Annotated in this window: 18 protein-coding genes; 7 read left to right on the forward strand and 11 right to left on the reverse strand. The window is 68.1% G+C overall.

The annotated features are described in order from the left end of the window. Nucleotides 1-221 precede the first annotated feature (221 nt). Nucleotides 222-761 carry an SRPBCC family protein gene (locus tag ACWIGI_RS21995; RefSeq protein WP_454204298.1) on the forward strand — a complete coding sequence of 180 codons (540 nt, stop codon included), beginning with the start codon at nucleotides 222-224 and terminating at the stop codon, nucleotides 759-761. 53 nt (nucleotides 762-814) lie between these two features. After that, nucleotides 815-1,213: a DUF4440 domain-containing protein gene (locus ACWIGI_RS22000; RefSeq protein ID WP_454204299.1), complete on the forward strand. Its 399-nt coding sequence runs from the start codon at nucleotides 815-817 to the stop codon at nucleotides 1,211-1,213. 21 nt (nucleotides 1,214-1,234) lie between these two features. On the opposite strand, the gene ACWIGI_RS22005 is transcribed toward ACWIGI_RS22000, so the two are convergent. Further along, a complete protein-coding gene (locus tag ACWIGI_RS22005; RefSeq protein ID WP_454204300.1) occupies nucleotides 1,235-1,756 on the reverse strand; it encodes an O-acetyl-ADP-ribose deacetylase in 522 nt (173 codons plus the stop codon). Between the two features lie 439 nt (nucleotides 1,757-2,195). On the opposite strand from ACWIGI_RS22005, the gene ACWIGI_RS22010 reads away from it, so the two are divergent. After that, entirely contained in the window at nucleotides 2,196-2,459 is a 264-nt protein-coding gene (locus ACWIGI_RS22010) for a hypothetical protein (RefSeq protein WP_454204301.1), read from the forward strand. A gap of 55 nt (nucleotides 2,460-2,514) precedes the next feature. Here ACWIGI_RS22010 and ACWIGI_RS22015 read toward each other — a convergent pair whose 3' ends face one another. After that, nucleotides 2,515-3,330 carry an acyl-CoA thioesterase gene (locus tag ACWIGI_RS22015; protein ID WP_454204302.1) on the reverse strand — a complete coding sequence of 272 codons (816 nt, stop codon included), beginning with the start codon at nucleotides 3,328-3,330 and terminating at the stop codon, nucleotides 2,515-2,517. 25 nt (nucleotides 3,331-3,355) lie between these two features. Beyond that, nucleotides 3,356-3,955 (reverse strand): TetR/AcrR family transcriptional regulator, encoded by a 600-nt coding sequence (locus ACWIGI_RS22020; RefSeq protein ID WP_454204303.1) that lies wholly within the window; start codon nucleotides 3,953-3,955, stop codon nucleotides 3,356-3,358. A 65-nt stretch (nucleotides 3,956-4,020) separates the two neighbouring features. Here ACWIGI_RS22020 and ACWIGI_RS22025 point away from each other — a divergent pair, with 65 nt between their 5' ends. From ACWIGI_RS22025 to ACWIGI_RS22035, 3 genes are all read left to right on the forward strand, one after another. After that, the gene (locus tag ACWIGI_RS22025; RefSeq protein WP_454204304.1) at nucleotides 4,021-4,914 is read left to right on the forward strand and encodes an oxidoreductase; all 894 of its coding nucleotides are present in this window, start codon (nucleotides 4,021-4,023) and stop codon (nucleotides 4,912-4,914) included. Nucleotides 4,915-5,093: 179 nt separating this feature from the next. Next, entirely contained in the window at nucleotides 5,094-5,606 is a 513-nt protein-coding gene (locus tag ACWIGI_RS22030) for a GNAT family N-acetyltransferase (RefSeq protein ID WP_454204305.1), read from the forward strand. Between the two features lie 100 nt (nucleotides 5,607-5,706). Beyond that, nucleotides 5,707-6,453, forward strand: coding sequence for a class I SAM-dependent methyltransferase (locus tag ACWIGI_RS22035; protein ID WP_454204306.1), 747 nt, complete (start codon nucleotides 5,707-5,709; stop codon nucleotides 6,451-6,453). Nucleotides 6,454-6,542: 89 nt separating this feature from the next. Here ACWIGI_RS22035 and ACWIGI_RS22040 read toward each other — a convergent pair whose 3' ends face one another. The 5 genes from ACWIGI_RS22040 to ACWIGI_RS22060 all read right to left on the reverse strand — a co-directional run bounded on the left by ACWIGI_RS22040 (nucleotide 6,543) and on the right by ACWIGI_RS22060 (nucleotide 10,899). Further along, a complete protein-coding gene (locus tag ACWIGI_RS22040) occupies nucleotides 6,543-7,757 on the reverse strand; it encodes a hypothetical protein (RefSeq protein WP_454204307.1) in 1,215 nt (404 codons plus the stop codon). Continuing rightward, nucleotides 7,718-8,407 carry a hypothetical protein gene (locus tag ACWIGI_RS22045; RefSeq protein WP_454204308.1) on the reverse strand — a complete coding sequence of 230 codons (690 nt, stop codon included), beginning with the start codon at nucleotides 8,405-8,407 and terminating at the stop codon, nucleotides 7,718-7,720. The genes ACWIGI_RS22040 and ACWIGI_RS22045 overlap by 40 nt, the downstream gene beginning before the upstream one ends. A gap of 21 nt (nucleotides 8,408-8,428) precedes the next feature. Then, nucleotides 8,429-8,989, reverse strand: a complete 561-nt coding sequence (locus ACWIGI_RS22050) for a hypothetical protein (protein WP_454204309.1) — start codon at nucleotides 8,987-8,989, stop codon at nucleotides 8,429-8,431. Between the two features lie 175 nt (nucleotides 8,990-9,164). After that, nucleotides 9,165-9,503, reverse strand: coding sequence for a DUF4913 domain-containing protein (locus tag ACWIGI_RS22055; protein ID WP_454204310.1), 339 nt, complete (start codon nucleotides 9,501-9,503; stop codon nucleotides 9,165-9,167). Between the two features lie 160 nt (nucleotides 9,504-9,663). Beyond that, nucleotides 9,664-10,899 carry a site-specific integrase gene (locus tag ACWIGI_RS22060; protein WP_454204311.1) on the reverse strand — a complete coding sequence of 412 codons (1,236 nt, stop codon included), beginning with the start codon at nucleotides 10,897-10,899 and terminating at the stop codon, nucleotides 9,664-9,666. Nucleotides 10,900-11,019: 120 nt separating this feature from the next. Between ACWIGI_RS22060 and ACWIGI_RS22065 the strand changes: the two genes are divergently transcribed. Further along, nucleotides 11,020-11,823 (forward strand): class I SAM-dependent methyltransferase, encoded by an 804-nt coding sequence (locus ACWIGI_RS22065; protein WP_454204312.1) that lies wholly within the window; start codon nucleotides 11,020-11,022, stop codon nucleotides 11,821-11,823. A gap of 6 nt (nucleotides 11,824-11,829) precedes the next feature. Here ACWIGI_RS22065 and ACWIGI_RS22070 read toward each other — a convergent pair whose 3' ends face one another. The 3 genes from ACWIGI_RS22070 to ACWIGI_RS22080 all read right to left on the reverse strand — a co-directional run bounded on the left by ACWIGI_RS22070 (nucleotide 11,830) and on the right by ACWIGI_RS22080 (nucleotide 15,198). Next, on the reverse strand, nucleotides 11,830-13,032 hold the full coding sequence (locus tag ACWIGI_RS22070; protein WP_454204313.1) for an ABC transporter permease: 1,203 nt from the start codon (nucleotides 13,030-13,032) through the stop codon (nucleotides 11,830-11,832). Then, nucleotides 13,029-13,907 (reverse strand): ABC transporter ATP-binding protein, encoded by an 879-nt coding sequence (locus tag ACWIGI_RS22075; protein ID WP_454204314.1) that lies wholly within the window; start codon nucleotides 13,905-13,907, stop codon nucleotides 13,029-13,031. The genes ACWIGI_RS22070 and ACWIGI_RS22075 overlap by 4 nt, the downstream gene beginning before the upstream one ends. Before the next feature lie 385 nt (nucleotides 13,908-14,292). Beyond that, nucleotides 14,293-15,198: an alpha/beta fold hydrolase gene (locus ACWIGI_RS22080; RefSeq protein WP_454204315.1), complete on the reverse strand. Its 906-nt coding sequence runs from the start codon at nucleotides 15,196-15,198 to the stop codon at nucleotides 14,293-14,295. Nucleotides 15,199-15,200: the final 2 nt, after the last annotated feature.

Here is a 15,200-nt window from a genome sequence, read left to right on the forward strand (position 1 = left end):
CAACCCCTCACAGCGCGGGGGCGGGTGGTGAGATGCGGACTCGGCCGCACGCTAGGTCGTTGCAATCGCATCGGCCGTGCGAGTGCTGGGCGCTCGGTGCGGCGGTGCAGGGGAATCGTCGTCGTACTGCTGATCAGCTCGGGTGCGAGGGTTTCGCGCCGATCGCTTGCCCGAGTCGATGTGCCGCGTTACGCTGAATTGTCTCAGACAGTGAGGTGGGTATGGCTGACCAGTGCGACTCGGCGTTCGGCCGATACCTGCGCCCACCCGAGGGCGTGATCCGCACCCGCACCGAGCACGCCCGCACCGACGCCATGTCGGTGCTCATCGCCGCACCGCGCGAACGGATCTGGGAGCTGGTCACCGATGTCACCGCGATGGGCCGGTGGAGCACCGAGAACCGGCGCGGCTACCGGCTGTACCGCGGCCCGGGCCCGCGCACCGGTTCCTGGTTCGTCGGACTGAACCGGATCGGCCCGGTCGTGTGGGCGACGCCGTGCGAGGTGACGGTCGTCGCGCCACCGCGGCATTTCGAGTTCCGCGTGCACGTCGTCGGCCCGCACTGGGGCTACTGCCTGGACCCGCACCCCGACGGCACCCTGGTCACCGAGTATCGGGAATGGCCGCACTCCTCGGCCTTCCACCGCCTGCTCCGCGTCACCGGCCCCCTCGGGCTACCGCGCGACAATCACGCCCTGCACGGCATTCCCGCGACCCTGCATGCCCTCAAGGCCCACGCCGAGTCCGGCAGCAGGTTCTGACCGACGCCCGAGGCGTGGCTTTCGGCATCACGCCATCTCCGTACGATCGCAGGGTGACCGACAACCGCGCAGCGGGCGACATGGCAGATGTGGTGCAGACGCTGCACGAGGACCTCGCGACCTGGCTGGGAACCGAGGCGGGCCCCGAGGTCTTCGAACGCTTCGCCGCCGCCCAGCACCCGGAATTCACCCTGGTGGCCACCGACGGCACGGTCGCCACCCGCGAGGCCCTGCTGTCCGGCCTGCGCGATGCTCGAAACGCGGTCCCCGGCTTGCGGATCGACACCGACGAGGTCACCGAACTGACCCGTGCGGGCGATACGGTCGTGGTGCGCTTCCGTGAAACCCACCGCGCACCCGCGGGCGTCACCGCCCGGCGCGTGACCGCCGTGCTGATCGCCGGAGCACAGGGCTATCGCTGGCATTCGGTGCACGAGACCGCGATTCCCTGACCGGTCCCGGCGCGGCCCCGGTCACCGACCCAGTTCGTGAATCGCCGCCTCGAAGATCGAGTACGCGCGCTCGTCGAACAACACGAACCGCACCAGGTCCAGGGCCGACTCCGCCTCGTTGACCGTCTCCACCGCGATGCGCGCCCCGTCGTCCATCGGCCAGCCGAAGATTCCCGTGGAGATCGCCGGGAACGCGACCGTCCGCGCACCCAATTCGGTTGCCACCCGCATCGATTCGCGATAGCAGGAGGCGAGCAGTCCGGACCGGTCCTCGGCCTCCGACCACACCGGGCCTACCGTGTGGACCACCCACCGCGCCGGCAACAGTCCCGCCGTGGTCGCCACCGCCTGCCCGGTCGCCAATCCACGGCCGTAATGCGAGGCCCGCAGCGCTTGGCACTCCGCCAGAATCTCACCCCCGCCCTTGCGATGAATGGCTCCGTCGACCCCGCCGCCACCCAGCAGCGACGAGTTGGCCGCGTTGACCACCACGTCCACCTGTTGTTCGGTGATGTCCCCGCGCACAGCCTCGATCCGCGTCATTCCCTCATTCTGCCGATTCCTCCGGGTTTCGAGTCCGATCGCGCGAGGCCGGGCACGCACGTGCCGTTGTGAACCCGGCCCGGCCGTCTCCACGCCGACTTCCGACCCGGCCCAGCGGTCGCAATCCCGGTGGATGCCGGCGACATCGGCGACTCGCGCGCGCCTTCGGAAGCATTCGCCGGCGCCGCGCGCACGGTGCTTCCCGGCCGCCCGGACAAATCCGTTGTGCCACATCGCGTGCTGTCACGGAACGGATTCGGACGGGGCGCATTTCCGGCAGGCCGGTGCATCAGGCATGATGCACGCCGGTCCCGGGAACTCCCGTGCTACACGCACGGAGCCCGGAATCGGCTCCGGTCGCACGAGCCCGAAACCGACTGTGCGGCAAGAAACGATGATCGACCCGCGGCAACCGCCGCGACACGAGGTGAACAGTTCTATGACAACGATGGGCGATGCCGAGCCCGCAACGGCACACGATCCGGACCTGGCGGAACAGGCAATAGTCCTGGTGCGCGCACACGCGCCCGATGCCCGCTTCGGCAATTTCACGGCCGCGCCGGTCCCGAACCGTCGCGACACCTGGCAGGTCACCCGCGTGAACGCCGACGGCCTGATCCTGCGCGACGGCTGGACCTTTCTGGTCAACCTGCGCACCAAGGCCGTGACCCGCAAGTCCTGGAAGTCGCTGAACCCGGAGTAGCCCCGGGTCACCCGGCGGACCGTGGTTCGCCGGTATCGCTACACCGGGGGGATGATCACGCCTTGAAATAGACCAGTTGATGGCTGGTGGCGAGCAGGGTTCCGCCGCCGGTCCACAGCTCGGCAGTCTGATCGGCGAAGCCGGCACCGAAATGCTGGGAGCGCGCGGTGGCCAGCACGGGCTCGTCGCCGACCTTGCCGACCGCGGCGGCGTCGGCGTGGAAGTAGATGCTCAGCGAGACGGTCCCGGCGGGAACCAGGCGCCCCAGCCGGACCATGATCCGGGGAACGAACACATCGCTCAGCGCGGTCAGGGACACGTGGTCCAGCAGCCGCGGCGGATGATCGCGGACCCACAGCGTGGTGGTGGAATCGCTCGCCGTCGCCGCGTCCAGCGTGCTGAGACCGCCTGCGGTGAAGCGCATTTCGTAGTTGTCCATCCACGCGATGGCTTCGGGGGTGTGTTCCGGGGCGACCTCGCTCGCCACCGGAACCGGCGGCGGCTCGATCTCGGTGGTGCCGAAGGATTCGCGGCGCACGCCGAAAACCGCTGTGGCGGTGGTGGTCACCACGTCGTCCTGGGTGAGCGTGAGGCTCCAGTGCTGGGTGGATCGGTTGGTCCGGGTGGGATTCGCGGTGACGGTGAAGGGGCCGTCTGCGATCGGCGCGGCGTAATTGACGGTGAGCGAGAGCGGTTCGCCCAGGCGCTCGGGGTGCTGTACGACGGCCTGCAGCAGCGTCGCCGCGGTGATGCCGCCGAACGGGCCGACCATGTTCGCGTAGCGGGGATCGGTGTGCCCGGAGTAGTCGTTGCCGCCGGTGGCGGTGAGCCGGACGGCGTCGTCGAACGGATGGTGGATGGCGTCGGTCACGGGATTCTCCTGCGGGGAAGGGGTGTCAGGGGCGCGGCATCAGGCCGCGGGTCAACCGGGTCACGGTCTCATCGAGCAGATCATCGATGCCGTCGCGGTCGACGAGGCCGGCCCCGGCGAAACTCGCCAGGCCCTGCAGCGCGACCGCGACCGTCCAGCCGATCCGCAGCGGGTCGCCCGCCACCACCTCACCGCGCGCCTGGCCCTCGGCGGTGATGGCCACCGGCACCGCGAACGCGCGGGTGACGGCCTCGGCCATCGCCGCGCCACCGGAGGCGCTGTGCTTGCGCGCGAACATCAGCGTCAGCAGCGTCGGATTGTCCAGCGCGAACGTGAGATACGCGCGAGCCAGTGTCCGGAAGCGGTCCTCGACCGGCAGTGACGCGTCGGTCGCGGCGGCTTCGAACGCGTCGCCGAGCCGGCGGAAACCTCTCAGCGCCAACGCGTCCAGCAGTGCCTGCTTGTCGGGGAAGTGGCGGCTGGGCGCGTTGTGGGTGACGCCGACCTCGCGCGCGACCTGGCGCAGCGACAGGTGTTCGACTCCGTTTTCGCGCAGCGCTTTCTCCGCGCCGTCGAGGAGTTGATCTCTCAGGTCACCGTGGTGGTATCGACGATCGGGGGCCATAGTGCCTCGAGCCTACAGCTATGTGGACATTGACCACTTTGTGGACAGTGTCTACATTGGTAATCATGACGAACTCACAGTGGAACGCATCCGATCTCCCCGATATGAGCGGCCGCACGGTGGTCGTGACCGGCGCGAACAGCGGCCTGGGTCTGGTGACCGCCCGCGAAGTGGCTCGCGTCGGCGCCCGAGTCGTCCTGGCCGTACGCGATGTCACCCGCGGGCAGGAGGCCGTCCAGCACATCGACGGCGACACCGAGGTTCGCGAACTCGACCTGGCCGACCTGGCCTCGATCCGTCGCTTCGCCGACCGCTGGTCCGGCGACCTCGACGTCCTGGTGAACAACGCGGGAATCATGATGGTGCCCTTCGGAACCACCGCCGACGGGTTCGAGCGACAGTTCGGCACCAACCACCTCGGCCACTTCGCGCTGACCACCCTGCTGCTGCCGCACATCACCGACCGCGTGGTCACCCTCTCCTCGCAGGCGCACCGGCGCGGCACGATCGATCTGACCGATCTGGACTGGCAGCGCCGCGGTTACAACCCCGTAGCGGCCTACGCCCAGTCGAAACTGGCCAACCTGCTGTTCACCCTCGAGCTGCAACGCCGCTTCGACGCGGCCCACGATTCGCGTCGCGCGCTCGCCGCGCACCCCGGCTGGGCCGCGACCAACCTCCAGAGCCACACCGCCCGCCCGATCCTGGACATCGCGATGCGGGCGGGCAACAGGTACATCGCCCAGACCTCCGACATGGGCGCGCTCCCGACCCTGTTCGCGGTGAGCCAGGATCTGCCTGGCGCCTCCTACGTCGGCCCCGACGGGTTCTACGAGTACCGCGGCCACCCGACCCTTGTCGGCCGGACGGCGGCCGCCGCCGATCCCGAGCTGGCCGCCCGCCTGTGGCAGGAGTCCGAGTCCCGCACGGGCACAACCTTTGTCACGACCGGGGCGTGAGGTCGAGACATGTTCCGGGCCGGCGGTGTTCGCTGATCGGCCGCCAGTAGTGCCCGTACTTCGCAGGGATGGCGGATATCCATTTGCCGCGCCTGCGAGTGGATACCACCATCAGGTGCATGGACGTGGAATTGTCTCCTGCACTCGCCCCGGGCGTAGGTCCTCCGCAACGAATCGACTTGGGCGACCTACTGATCCGTCGCTGGCAGCCAGATGATCTGGTTGCCCGGTTCGAGGCGATAACGACGTCCTTCGCCCACCTCCACCCCTGGATGGCCTGGCTGGCCGAACCGACCACCCTGGAGAAACAACGCGCATACGGCGAGATCGCCGCACAAAGCTGGCCCACGACCGACGGTGATTTCGACTACGGCATCTTCTCCACCGACGGAGCGGTACTGGGCGCGATCGCGATACAGGACCGCGTAGGCCCCGCGGCGCTCGAGATCGGCTACTGGTGCCACGCCGAACACACCGGACGCGGTGTGATGACCCGCAGCGCGGAAGCCCTGACCCGGGTCGCGCTGGCCCTCCCGGGCATAGATAGGGCCGAGATCCACTGCGATGCGGCCAATCAGCGCAGCGCCGCTGTCGCCCGCCGAATCGGCTACCGCCTCGACCGGATAGCGCCCCGCGAGAAGCGGGCCCCGGCCGAGTCGGGTCAGGGAATGTGGTGGATCAGGCAGCGGTAGGTCTCGAAGAGTTTGGGCAGAGCTATGCGGATATTTCACCGGAAGGCTTGGCTGACAAGCGTTTACAGCGTGCCGAGTGTCGTCGTGCCAGGATGGCTTCATGAGTCAGGAAGATCGCGCGTCCGCCGGTCTGCCCCGCGCGAGCGCGTACGACAGCATCGCCGAGGGCTACACGTCGGACAACGAAACCAGCCTGTACAACGCCTACTACGCGCGGCCCGCGATGCTCGAACTCGCGGGAGCCGTCGCCGGTCGGCGGATCCTGGACGCCGGCTGCGGGTCCGGTCCGCTGTTCGCCGAACTGCGCGCCCGCGGCGCCGAGGTGACCGGCATCGACTCGAGCCCCGGCATGCTGGAACAGGCCCGCCGGCGCCTCGGCGACGATGCGGACCTCAGGCTAGCCGACCTGGCGGAGCCGCTGCCGTTTCCGGACAACACCTTCGACGACGTCGTAGCTTCCCTGGTCCTGCACTACCTCGAGGACTGGGGACCGACCCTGGCCGAGCTGCGCCGCGTACTGGTCCCCGGCGGTCGACTCGTCGCGTCGCTCGAGCATCCGTTCGCCAATTTCCTCGGGCAGTATCTGGCAGGCGCCGACACCAACTACTTCCAAACCCGAAACCGCGTCGAGGACTGGACCTTCGGCGACCAAACAGCCCGCCTGAGCTTCTGGGACCGCCCCCTACACGCGATGACCGATGCCTTCACCACAGCGGGCTTCCGCATCACCACGATCGCCGAGCCCCCGGCCCTACCCGCGGCCCGCGACAAGTTCCCCGAAGTGTTCGGTGACAACCCCGACACCAGACTGCTGTGCTTCCTGTTCTTCGTCCTGCACACCGACTGACCCCAGCGTGCCGAGACGCGATAGTGCTTGCTCGACAGGTGTGCACTCTTCGCCGCGATTGGCCCGGATACCGAGTGCGCCTTGTCCGGCTACGGTTCGACGACCTCGAGCGCGCAGTCGTTCTCCTGTGTGAAGCCCGCGACGACGGCGTCGGCAAGCAGGAGCGGGGTGCGCTCGAGGGGGACGAAACACAAGCCGTACGACTCGGTTCGGCTGATTCGTGTCAACGCCATGCCAGCCTCGCGGCTCTGGCGGGCGACCTCGCGTAGGTAGGACTCGGCGTCCGCGGGGTGCCGCATCGGGCCTCGAACCGGTATCGGGTTGCGGTCCCACGACATCGCCGGGCGAGTGGGGAGCGGCCATAACTCGTCATCGAGGGTGTTGGCGTCCGCTTGCGGATCGACCCACACCAGAAACTGGTCGACACCCCACATCTTGCCCCGCAAGCCCGCGAGAATAGCCGCGCGCGAAAAAGCGTACCGCTCCCGGGAAGGCGCATCGGCGAGTTCGGGGTATCGGTCCCGTACATCGCCTTCGAAATTGTATGTCTGGAAGACGAGGTCCGCGATTCCGGAGGCGAGGAAACTGTCCGGGGCAAGCAACACCCCGACCGATATCAGCGCGTATTCGACAGATCGTTCCGGCGAAGAGTACCTATTCCTGTCTCTACCTTCGGACCAGGTGTATCCGACGTACGTCGAGTTGTCCCGCCTCGCAACATCATCGGCGGCACTACTCGACCTAGCGGTCGCCGGGGTGGTTGGTTCCAACGCCTCTACTTCGGGGTGCCGCGACGTGTCGAGGTTCTCGAACGGCAGCGATCCCGCTGGGGCGATCGCGCTGCCGCATCGGTATCCGGTGAGTGCTGTCGCGAGCCTGAGAATCGCGTTGAAATAGTCGGGAGTTTCCTCATCCAGTTCTCGCGCGGTCTGCTCGACCGCGTCGAGAATTTCGGCAGGCACGTCGCCGGAGATGTCCGGTCCGCCGTCACCCATGGGTGCCGCGATTCCCCACTCCTTGCGGCCTTCCCGCCATCGGACCACCTCGGCTCCGCCCGCGCCATCGACTTCCCCGGCTCCGGTCACTACACAGTCCACCGACAGTTCGGCAAAGTTCCATGTCCATTCCACGGACTCCTGCGCCCGATCCTCGACCACGAGGTAGGCGCCGTCCGGGCGTACCGCGCCCACCAACTGAAAATCTGGTCGATCCGATCGTTCACCGGTGGGCCGGACCCTCAGCCGATCCCACACCAGCTTCGGCGTCAACCCGTCGACGATGAACCAGTTGGACGAATACCCCACGCCAATTCCCTACTCTCTGAACAACGCGCCGGACGATACCGCAGTTGTCCGACAACCGATCTCATCGCCGTCTTCACTCTCATCCCATTCGAGGCCCAGTCGAAATGCTTGTAACCCTTGGGATTGCGGTGACATCCATGCGCGGAAACGCACGTCTCGTCCGGGATCGTCGATGCCGCGATCGCGCACGGCGTCCTTGACGACATCCGCGATATCGCGCCCTGCGGACGGGCCGTGGGGGTACATCTGCGTGCAACGTCACCGGCTTCGTAGACTTCCACGCGATGCGTCGCGTAGGCACAGAACCAGCCCTGTGCGATCCAGTCGGTGTGTTCGGCTGCGGTGAGCTGCCAGATGACATAGGTCGCGTCCGGATGGAGGAGCGGCAGATCCCAGGTCAGCGATTCGAACACTCGGTCCAGGTTGGAGTCGAACTCCGCGAGGTTCCGCGCCGTGGGTTCCTTCTCCCCGATGACCCCCACGTCGTGTCGACGCGATTCATCGGGCCAAGCCAGCCATGAACACCCGTACTCCAGCGCCGCCAGGTCCGCGGCATCCCGCGCGGCCATCGGCTCTATGCGGAACCACACCGTGGCCGCGTGCAGCCCCCGGCCGAGGGTCGTGATCGTGCCGCCACGACGACTCGACACCGGTCGAACCCACGGGCTGCCCTACGGTGCGTTGCCGGAAAGCATCAGTGGTCCCGCGCTCACCCAATGCAGGAGGGGCGACGTAAAGCAGTTCCCGTCCAGTTTGGTCAGATCCGGGCCGGACAGGGAGTACGAAACAAAGTGATACGGACCGAGATCGCCCTCCAGATAGTTGACGGGTCCCAGGGTCACGTACTCGGCCGGTCCGTCTAGTGGGAGCATCCCGTTGTCCACCGTCGGCAGGCGGACGCTGACGTGTCCGACACCGCCGTCGGTAATGCAGGTTCCGGTCCCGCCGAACCCGGGGCGGGTGCCCGTCGTGACATCGGCATCGAACACCCCTGCCCGGTTCGGGTCGAGTTCCTGTCCGTCCAGCCGCCCGGAACAGGTAATCGAGAGGCCCCTGTTGCGAATCTGCTGCTGGGACGGCTCCAGTCCGATTCCCGGAGGCAGCGCTGTCTCCTGCCCCGCGACGAAACATGTCGCGCTGTCGACGGGATCTGCTCCGGCGAGCGATTGCGGCACGTGGGCAATTCCAGCGATGGCAAACATCGACATGCCAAATAGAACCGAGCGATGCATGATCCCCTCCGGTATGCAAGAACCACCCGATGCTAAACGTAGTCAAGCCTTCCTGGTGGACGATTGACCAGATGTAACTCGGCAACGTGGTCCGGTCCGGCGTCGGCCGAACGCACACCTCTGATCCTGTTGCGTACGAGACGCATTGGGGGCACGTGGCGTGACGGCTACGACTTCATCCGCGTGCCGGGAAGAGGCCGGGTGGGGCCGCGACCAGTTGCAGCGGCGGCATCTCATCGGAGTGTCCGGAGGCTGTCGAGCAGAACTGGAAAGGGCCTTCCGGGTCGAACAGGACGGTCATATGTGGATCGGCGTGGTCGAGGAACCACACGCTCAGACCCGTACTGCCGTCGGTCCGACAGTGCTCCCATGCCCGCCAGAGGGCATCCAGCCGCGCCACTGCCTCCGAGTGCAGCCACCACTGCGGGCACCACACCCGGCGGCCTTTCCCGACTTCTCGCCGGTACACGAGACTGAGGTAGTTCTCCACGAATTCGACGACGGATATGTACACCGGCGGAAGGTTGTTCGAGTCCACAGGACAGTGAACATACTCGGCCACACAAGGTTTGGGGTACCGATACCAGGGCGCAGGGCAATCCCGAACGGCGGCTCTCAACGTCGCAGGCCTGGCACGACCCGGGCGTCAATTCACCGCTCCCGTACCGGAGATCTCACAAACCCAGTTTCGTAACCGCGTTGTCCTCCAGCGGATTAGCCGTCCGAATGTACCCGTGCACCGTGCGCGGATTGGACCACCGCCCCTGGCGCATGATCTCGCGATCGCTCGCGCCGCCGAGGGCGGCCTGGGTCGCGAAACCCGCGCGCAGGGAATGGCCGGAGAACAGCGTCGGATCCAGTCCTGCGCGCGCCGCATAGCGTTTCACGAGCTCTGCCACGGCGCGACCGGACATGGCGGTCGCCGCCAGACCGCCGTGGCGGGTGATCGTGGGGAACAGGGGGAGATCGGGATCGGTCAGGGTCGTGCCGGTGAACCCGTGACAGCGATGGATGTGCGGGGCGGCGGGCGGGGACTCGGCGAGCCACGCCGCGAGCCCGGCGGGTCGGGCACTGTGCGCCTCGCGCAGGCGAATCCAGTCTGCGAACGCGCAGACCGGGCACGTGTGCGGATGCGTGCCGCGGGGGAGTACCACGCGCTGCTCGTGCACGCCGGTGGGATCTGTCTTGGTGGTGGGCAGCTGGATGAGCAGCAGCGGCTCGCCGCTGGTGTGATCGGTGACCACCCGCACATCGGCGATGCGCAGGCCCGCCAGTTCACTGCGCCGCAGCGCGCCCGCGAAACCCGCGAGCAGCAGCAGCGTGTCACGCCGGCGCGCGGGTTCGGTGGGCCAGCCCGGCTCGGGCAGCTGACCCAGCAGCTGATCGAGCGTGTGCAGCAGCACCGGCCGCTTGCGCTTGGGCTGGGTCCGGCGGGTGCGGCGAATACCGCGCAGGGTCAGGCGCACGACATCGGCGCGGGTCGGGGACGGCAGGCCGTTCGCCGCGTGCACCGCCGCCAGCGCCGCGGCCTTGCGTTCGAGAGTGGCCGCGCTGAAAGCCCATTCACCACCGTCGCGGCGGGCGTCGGCCGCCGCGGCCAGATACACCGCGACGTCCAGCGGATCCGCGGGCAGCGCCTGGCGCCCCTCGGCCACACACCAGCCCGCCCACGCGATCCAGTCGGTGCGATAGGCCCGCACCGTATTGGCCGACTGCGACGCCTCGAGATAGTGCCGCAGCGACCCCGCCTGCTCGGCGTCGAACCGCTCGCGCACCAATCGCAGTGCGGCGGAATCGACGAGCACGCTGCGCACTCCGCGGCGAAGTTCGGTTCGCACCGCCTCCGGCACCGCGATCACCGCGTCGGCCTCGAACGGCGCGACGGCCTGCGACTCCCTCTCACCGGTCATGGATCCGACCCTACGGCACCGCCGCGTGCGAACTCGCGTACTGCAGCACCGGATTCGCGACGGCCATCTCACCCGCAGTGGGAGGATGGAAGGCTCGTTTCCCGAGAAGGACACTCGCTCATGACCGGTCCCACGCTCTCGTCCGAATACGGTTCCCCCGACGCCCTGCGCGTGCGCATGGCCACGCACGACAGCTACAGCGAACGATCCCAGGACCCCACCGCCGAGGTCCTCGCCGCCCTGGCCCTGACCGGCGGCGAATCCCTCGCCGATATCGGCTGCGGCGACGGCCGATTCCTGGCGCACCTGCGCGAGCGCGGCCATCGCGGGCGCGTCGTCGGGGTAGACACCTCACCGGGTATGGTCGCGACGGTCCGGGGGATACCCGGCGTCGAGGCGATCGTCGGCGACGCACGGCAATTGCCCTTCCCCGCAGCCGAATTCGACCGCGTCACCGCACGGCACATGCTCTACCACGTCCCCGAGCCGCTCGAAGCCCTGCGCGAATTCCGGCGGATCACCAAGCCCGGCGGCACGATCGTCGTGGCCATCAACATCGCCGCCAGCTACGCCCGCACCGAGGCGGTCATCCTCGACCGCGCCCGCGCGTTCGGTCTCGCACCCGACGGCGAGTTGTCGTTCACCGTGAGCCTGGAAACCCTGCCCGGTCTCCTGCGACAGGTCTTCCCCTACACCCGTATTCAGCGCTTCGACGACGCACTGGTCTTCGACACCCCGGCCCCGCTCATCCGGTTCGCCGAAGCCATGTTCTCCTTCTGCGGCATCGCCGCCGACAGCCCCTATCGCGCCGCGATACTCGAACAGATCACCGGCGACTTCGAAGCCTGGTTCGCCGCCAACCCCGGCGGGCGGTGGCGCGATCCCAAGGGATTCGTGATCGCCACCGCCCGCGTCCCCGGCTGATCCGGGTCAGTCCTGCACCCGCAGCGCCTGGCGAACGGTGAGGCGGCCCTGGGTCTGCATGAGCGAGCGGCGGTACACCTTCTCCGCGGTCACCACGATCCCGTAGGTCGCGATCGCGGTGATCGCCAGCGCCACAATCGGTTCCCACCACGCCGCCGTGCCCTCGGCCAGGCGCGCGGGCATCGCCACGATCGAGATGATCGGCACGTAGGAGGCGATCACCCGCCCGGTGCCGGTGATCAGCAGCCCGCCCAGCAGCACGATGATGATCAGCATCGACAGCGGTGTGGAGGTGGCCTGCAGATCCTCACTGCGCGTGGCCAGCGCGCCCGCGACCGCCCACATGCTCGCCAGCGCCAGGAAGCCGACCACGAAGAACACCAGGAACCAGCCCGCGGCCCCGCCGATCTGGCTCACCTGCCCGCCCTTGCCCGTGGCCGCCAGCCCGATCAACCCGGCGGCGGCGAACAGCAGCAACTGCCCCAGCGCCATCACGGTGTTGCCCAGCACCTTGCCGATCAGCAACTGCCGCAGCGGAATAGCGCTGGCCAGGATCTCCACGATGCGGTTCTGCTTCTCCTCGACCACACTCTGCGCGATCGCCAGGCCGAACATGATCGAGGCGAGGTAGAACACGAACGCGAACACCAGCGTGACGATCCGCGCGAGCCCGGGATCGATGGCGCCCGGCTCGAGCACGTCGTACTCGACCGCACCGCCGCGCGAGAGCTGCTCGACCGAGGTCCCCGCGGCGATCGCGTTGCGCTGCACCGCGAGTTGCGCGGCTGCGGCGGTGAGATAGGTCGAGGCGTTGTCGTTCTCGGCGGCCTTGCCGTACAGCCGCCAGCCGTTCGCGTCCGGCGCCAGGCCCACCTCGGCGGACTCCTCGCGCACCTGCCGCACCACCGCCTCGGCGTCGGGCGCCTCGTGCGCGACGAAGGACACCTTCTCGTCCGCGGCCTCGGCGAGCTGATTCGCCACCGTGACCACCTGCGCCGCGTTCGCACCGGTCACCGCCACGTCGAGCGTCTCGGTGCGATTGCCGGCGAACGCGCTGACCACGAGCGATCCCACGATCAGCAACGTGGTCACGAGGGTGGAGATGAGGAAGTTGCGGTCGCGCAGTTTCACCGAGATCTCGCGCGCGGCCACGATGCGCCAGATGCCCGCGGGCGCCGCGTTCTCCCGATTAGATGCCTGGACGCTCATGCGGTCACCTCACGATAGATCTCCGACACCGACGGCCGCACCTCGGCCAGTTCCCGGACCGAACCGTGGCCGAGCGCAGCGGTCAGCAGCGTGTCGGTGCTCGCCCCGTCCAACTCGAGCAGCACGGCCGAACCGGTCTGCTCGATGACGCGGATGCCCGCGAACTCGCGCACCCACCCCGTATCCCCGTCCAGCACGAGCCGATAGCGCAGCGGCCCCGAACCGCGCAGCTGGTCCGCCGAACCCTGCGCGACCACCCGCCCGCTCGCGAGAATGACCAGCTGATCGCAGAGCCGCTCGACCAGATCGAGCTGATGCGAGGAGAAAAGCACCGGAACGCCCTGCCCCGCATACTCACCCAGCAGCTCGGCCATGGAGTCGATGGCGACCGGATCCAGCCCCGAGAACGGCTCGTCCAGAATCAGCGCCGCGGGCCGGGTGATCACCGCCGCGGCGATCTGCACCCGCTGCTGGTTGCCCAGTGACAGCGATTCCAGCTTGTCCTTCATCCGGTCGCCGAGCCCGAACCGCTCGAGCAGTTCCTGCGCCCGCGCGGTCGCCTCCGCCGCCCCGACCCCGCGCAACCGCGCGAGGTACACGAGCTGATCCCGCACCGGCTGCTTGGGGTAGAGCCCCCGCTCCTCGGGCATGTACCCGAACGACCTCCGGTCAGCGACCGTCACCGGCCGCCCCGCCCACCGCACCTCCCCGCCGTGGGTGGCCAAGACCCCCATGATCATTCGCATGGTGGTGGTCTTGCCCGCCCCATTGCCACCGACGAACCCGGTCAGCGCGCCGGGCGGCACACTGAACGACACGTCGTCCACCGCCACCGCGTCCCCGAAGCGCCGCACCAGATGCGCGACTTCCAACATTGGCTCTCCCCACGTCATAGTCGGCCGTATCCGCCGCCACTCTTCCAGGCGGCCGTCGGTGCGGCCGCCCATTCGCCCGGGACGCGCGTCCCGGCCCGGCCGCAAGAGCCGCGAATCCCGCAGCGAGCGGGACGAACTCGGAGCGAAGCCGCTCGGCACCGAATCGTCCGGTCGCGCTTCCACACCACCACCCGCACCGTCCGCGTCGTCGACTTCCCAGCGTCCCACGAGGTTGCCGACCGCACGCCGACGGGCTGCGCGCCCTACGCGGGCCCACCTCGAACGCATCCGTTCGGAGTGGTTCCAGCCGGGCCTGGTCCGAACCCGCTGACCCGGTGCCGGGGAGCACAGGGCGCGCCTGAATCGGTGTATCGATCAGGGTATTTCACAGGAACGAGGAGATGATGGGGAGAAGCAGATCGGCTCGGAACATCACGTCGTAGTGCGTCGTGCCCGGGACGATTTCCAACTTGGCGGCGCCGTCCTGTTCGGCATCGAGGAGGTCGACCAGCTCGACCGTGTGGGAGCGCTGAATGGCGTCCGACTCGGCGGTGACGACCAGGGTCGGGGCATTGATCGCGGAGATCTGCTCGGTCCAGTCGTAGTCCCGGGTGAGCAGATCCCGGGCCTTGGTGACCAGGGCCGGCCAATCCTGCGGATTCGGTGCGCTCCGGAGATAGATCTCGTGCACGGGCGAACCGATCATGGCGGCGGGGTCCATCGCCGCCATGCCCGCCTGTGTTTCGGGTGTCCATCCGTCGTATCGGTAGGGTGCCGAGGTGACGACGAGCTTGTTCACCAGATCCGGATTTCGGGCTGCGAGCTGGAGGGCGACGCCACCGCCCAGTGAGTAGCCGAGCACGTCGGTCTGCTCGACACCCAGGTGGGCGATCAGGTCTGCGACGTCGTCCGCCATGAGTTCATAGCGCAGTGGTCGGTCGATGTCGGCGGTGCGGCCGTGGGCCTGGAGCTCGACGGCTATGACCTGCCTGGTTTCGGCGAGCTCGGGAATCAGTGCTCCGAAGGTGCCGTCGATCGTGCCCAGGCCTCCGTGAACCAGCACCAATGGCGCTCCGGCGCCGCGGATTTCGTAGTAGAGCTCCATACCGTTGATGGGGGCGTAGAAGCCTTTTCCGTCGGTGCTCTGCTTGTCGCCGGTTCCCGGAGTCGCCGTAGCGGCAATCGGCGCGATGTCGGCGCGGGCCGTGTCTTCGGTGGTGCATCCGGTGGTGAGCATTGTCGCAAGCGCCAGCGCGGCCACGGCGTACAACGACGTGTTGATTGTTCTCATGA

This window comes from Nocardia sp. NPDC055321, from assembly GCF_053645575.1.

What these genes read in the sequence shown, in the direction of transcription:
- ACWIGI_RS21995 (WP_454204298.1), top strand. Translation starts at nt 222, where the DNA reads ATGGCTGACCAGTGCGACTCGGCGTTCGGCCGATACCTGCGCCCACCC.
- ACWIGI_RS22005 (WP_454204300.1), bottom strand. Translation starts at nt 1,756, where the DNA reads ATGACGCGGATCGAGGCTGTGCGCGGGGACATCACCGAACAACAGGTG.
- ACWIGI_RS22010 (WP_454204301.1), top strand. Translation starts at nt 2,196, where the DNA reads ATGACAACGATGGGCGATGCCGAGCCCGCAACGGCACACGATCCGGAC.
- ACWIGI_RS22020 (WP_454204303.1), bottom strand. Translation starts at nt 3,955, where the DNA reads ATGGCCCCCGATCGTCGATACCACCACGGTGACCTGAGAGATCAACTC.
- ACWIGI_RS22025 (WP_454204304.1), top strand. Translation starts at nt 4,021, where the DNA reads ATGACGAACTCACAGTGGAACGCATCCGATCTCCCCGATATGAGCGGC.
- ACWIGI_RS22035 (WP_454204306.1), top strand. Translation starts at nt 5,707, where the DNA reads ATGAGTCAGGAAGATCGCGCGTCCGCCGGTCTGCCCCGCGCGAGCGCG.
- ACWIGI_RS22050 (WP_454204309.1), bottom strand. Translation starts at nt 8,989, where the DNA reads ATGCATCGCTCGGTTCTATTTGGCATGTCGATGTTTGCCATCGCTGGA.
- ACWIGI_RS22060 (WP_454204311.1), bottom strand. Translation starts at nt 10,899, where the DNA reads ATGACCGGTGAGAGGGAGTCGCAGGCCGTCGCGCCGTTCGAGGCCGAC.
- ACWIGI_RS22065 (WP_454204312.1), top strand. Translation starts at nt 11,020, where the DNA reads ATGACCGGTCCCACGCTCTCGTCCGAATACGGTTCCCCCGACGCCCTG.
- ACWIGI_RS22070 (WP_454204313.1), bottom strand. Translation starts at nt 13,032, where the DNA reads ATGAGCGTCCAGGCATCTAATCGGGAGAACGCGGCGCCCGCGGGCATC.
- ACWIGI_RS22075 (WP_454204314.1), bottom strand. Translation starts at nt 13,907, where the DNA reads ATGTTGGAAGTCGCGCATCTGGTGCGGCGCTTCGGGGACGCGGTGGCG.
- ACWIGI_RS22080 (WP_454204315.1), bottom strand. Translation starts at nt 15,198, where the DNA reads ATGAGAACAATCAACACGTCGTTGTACGCCGTGGCCGCGCTGGCGCTT.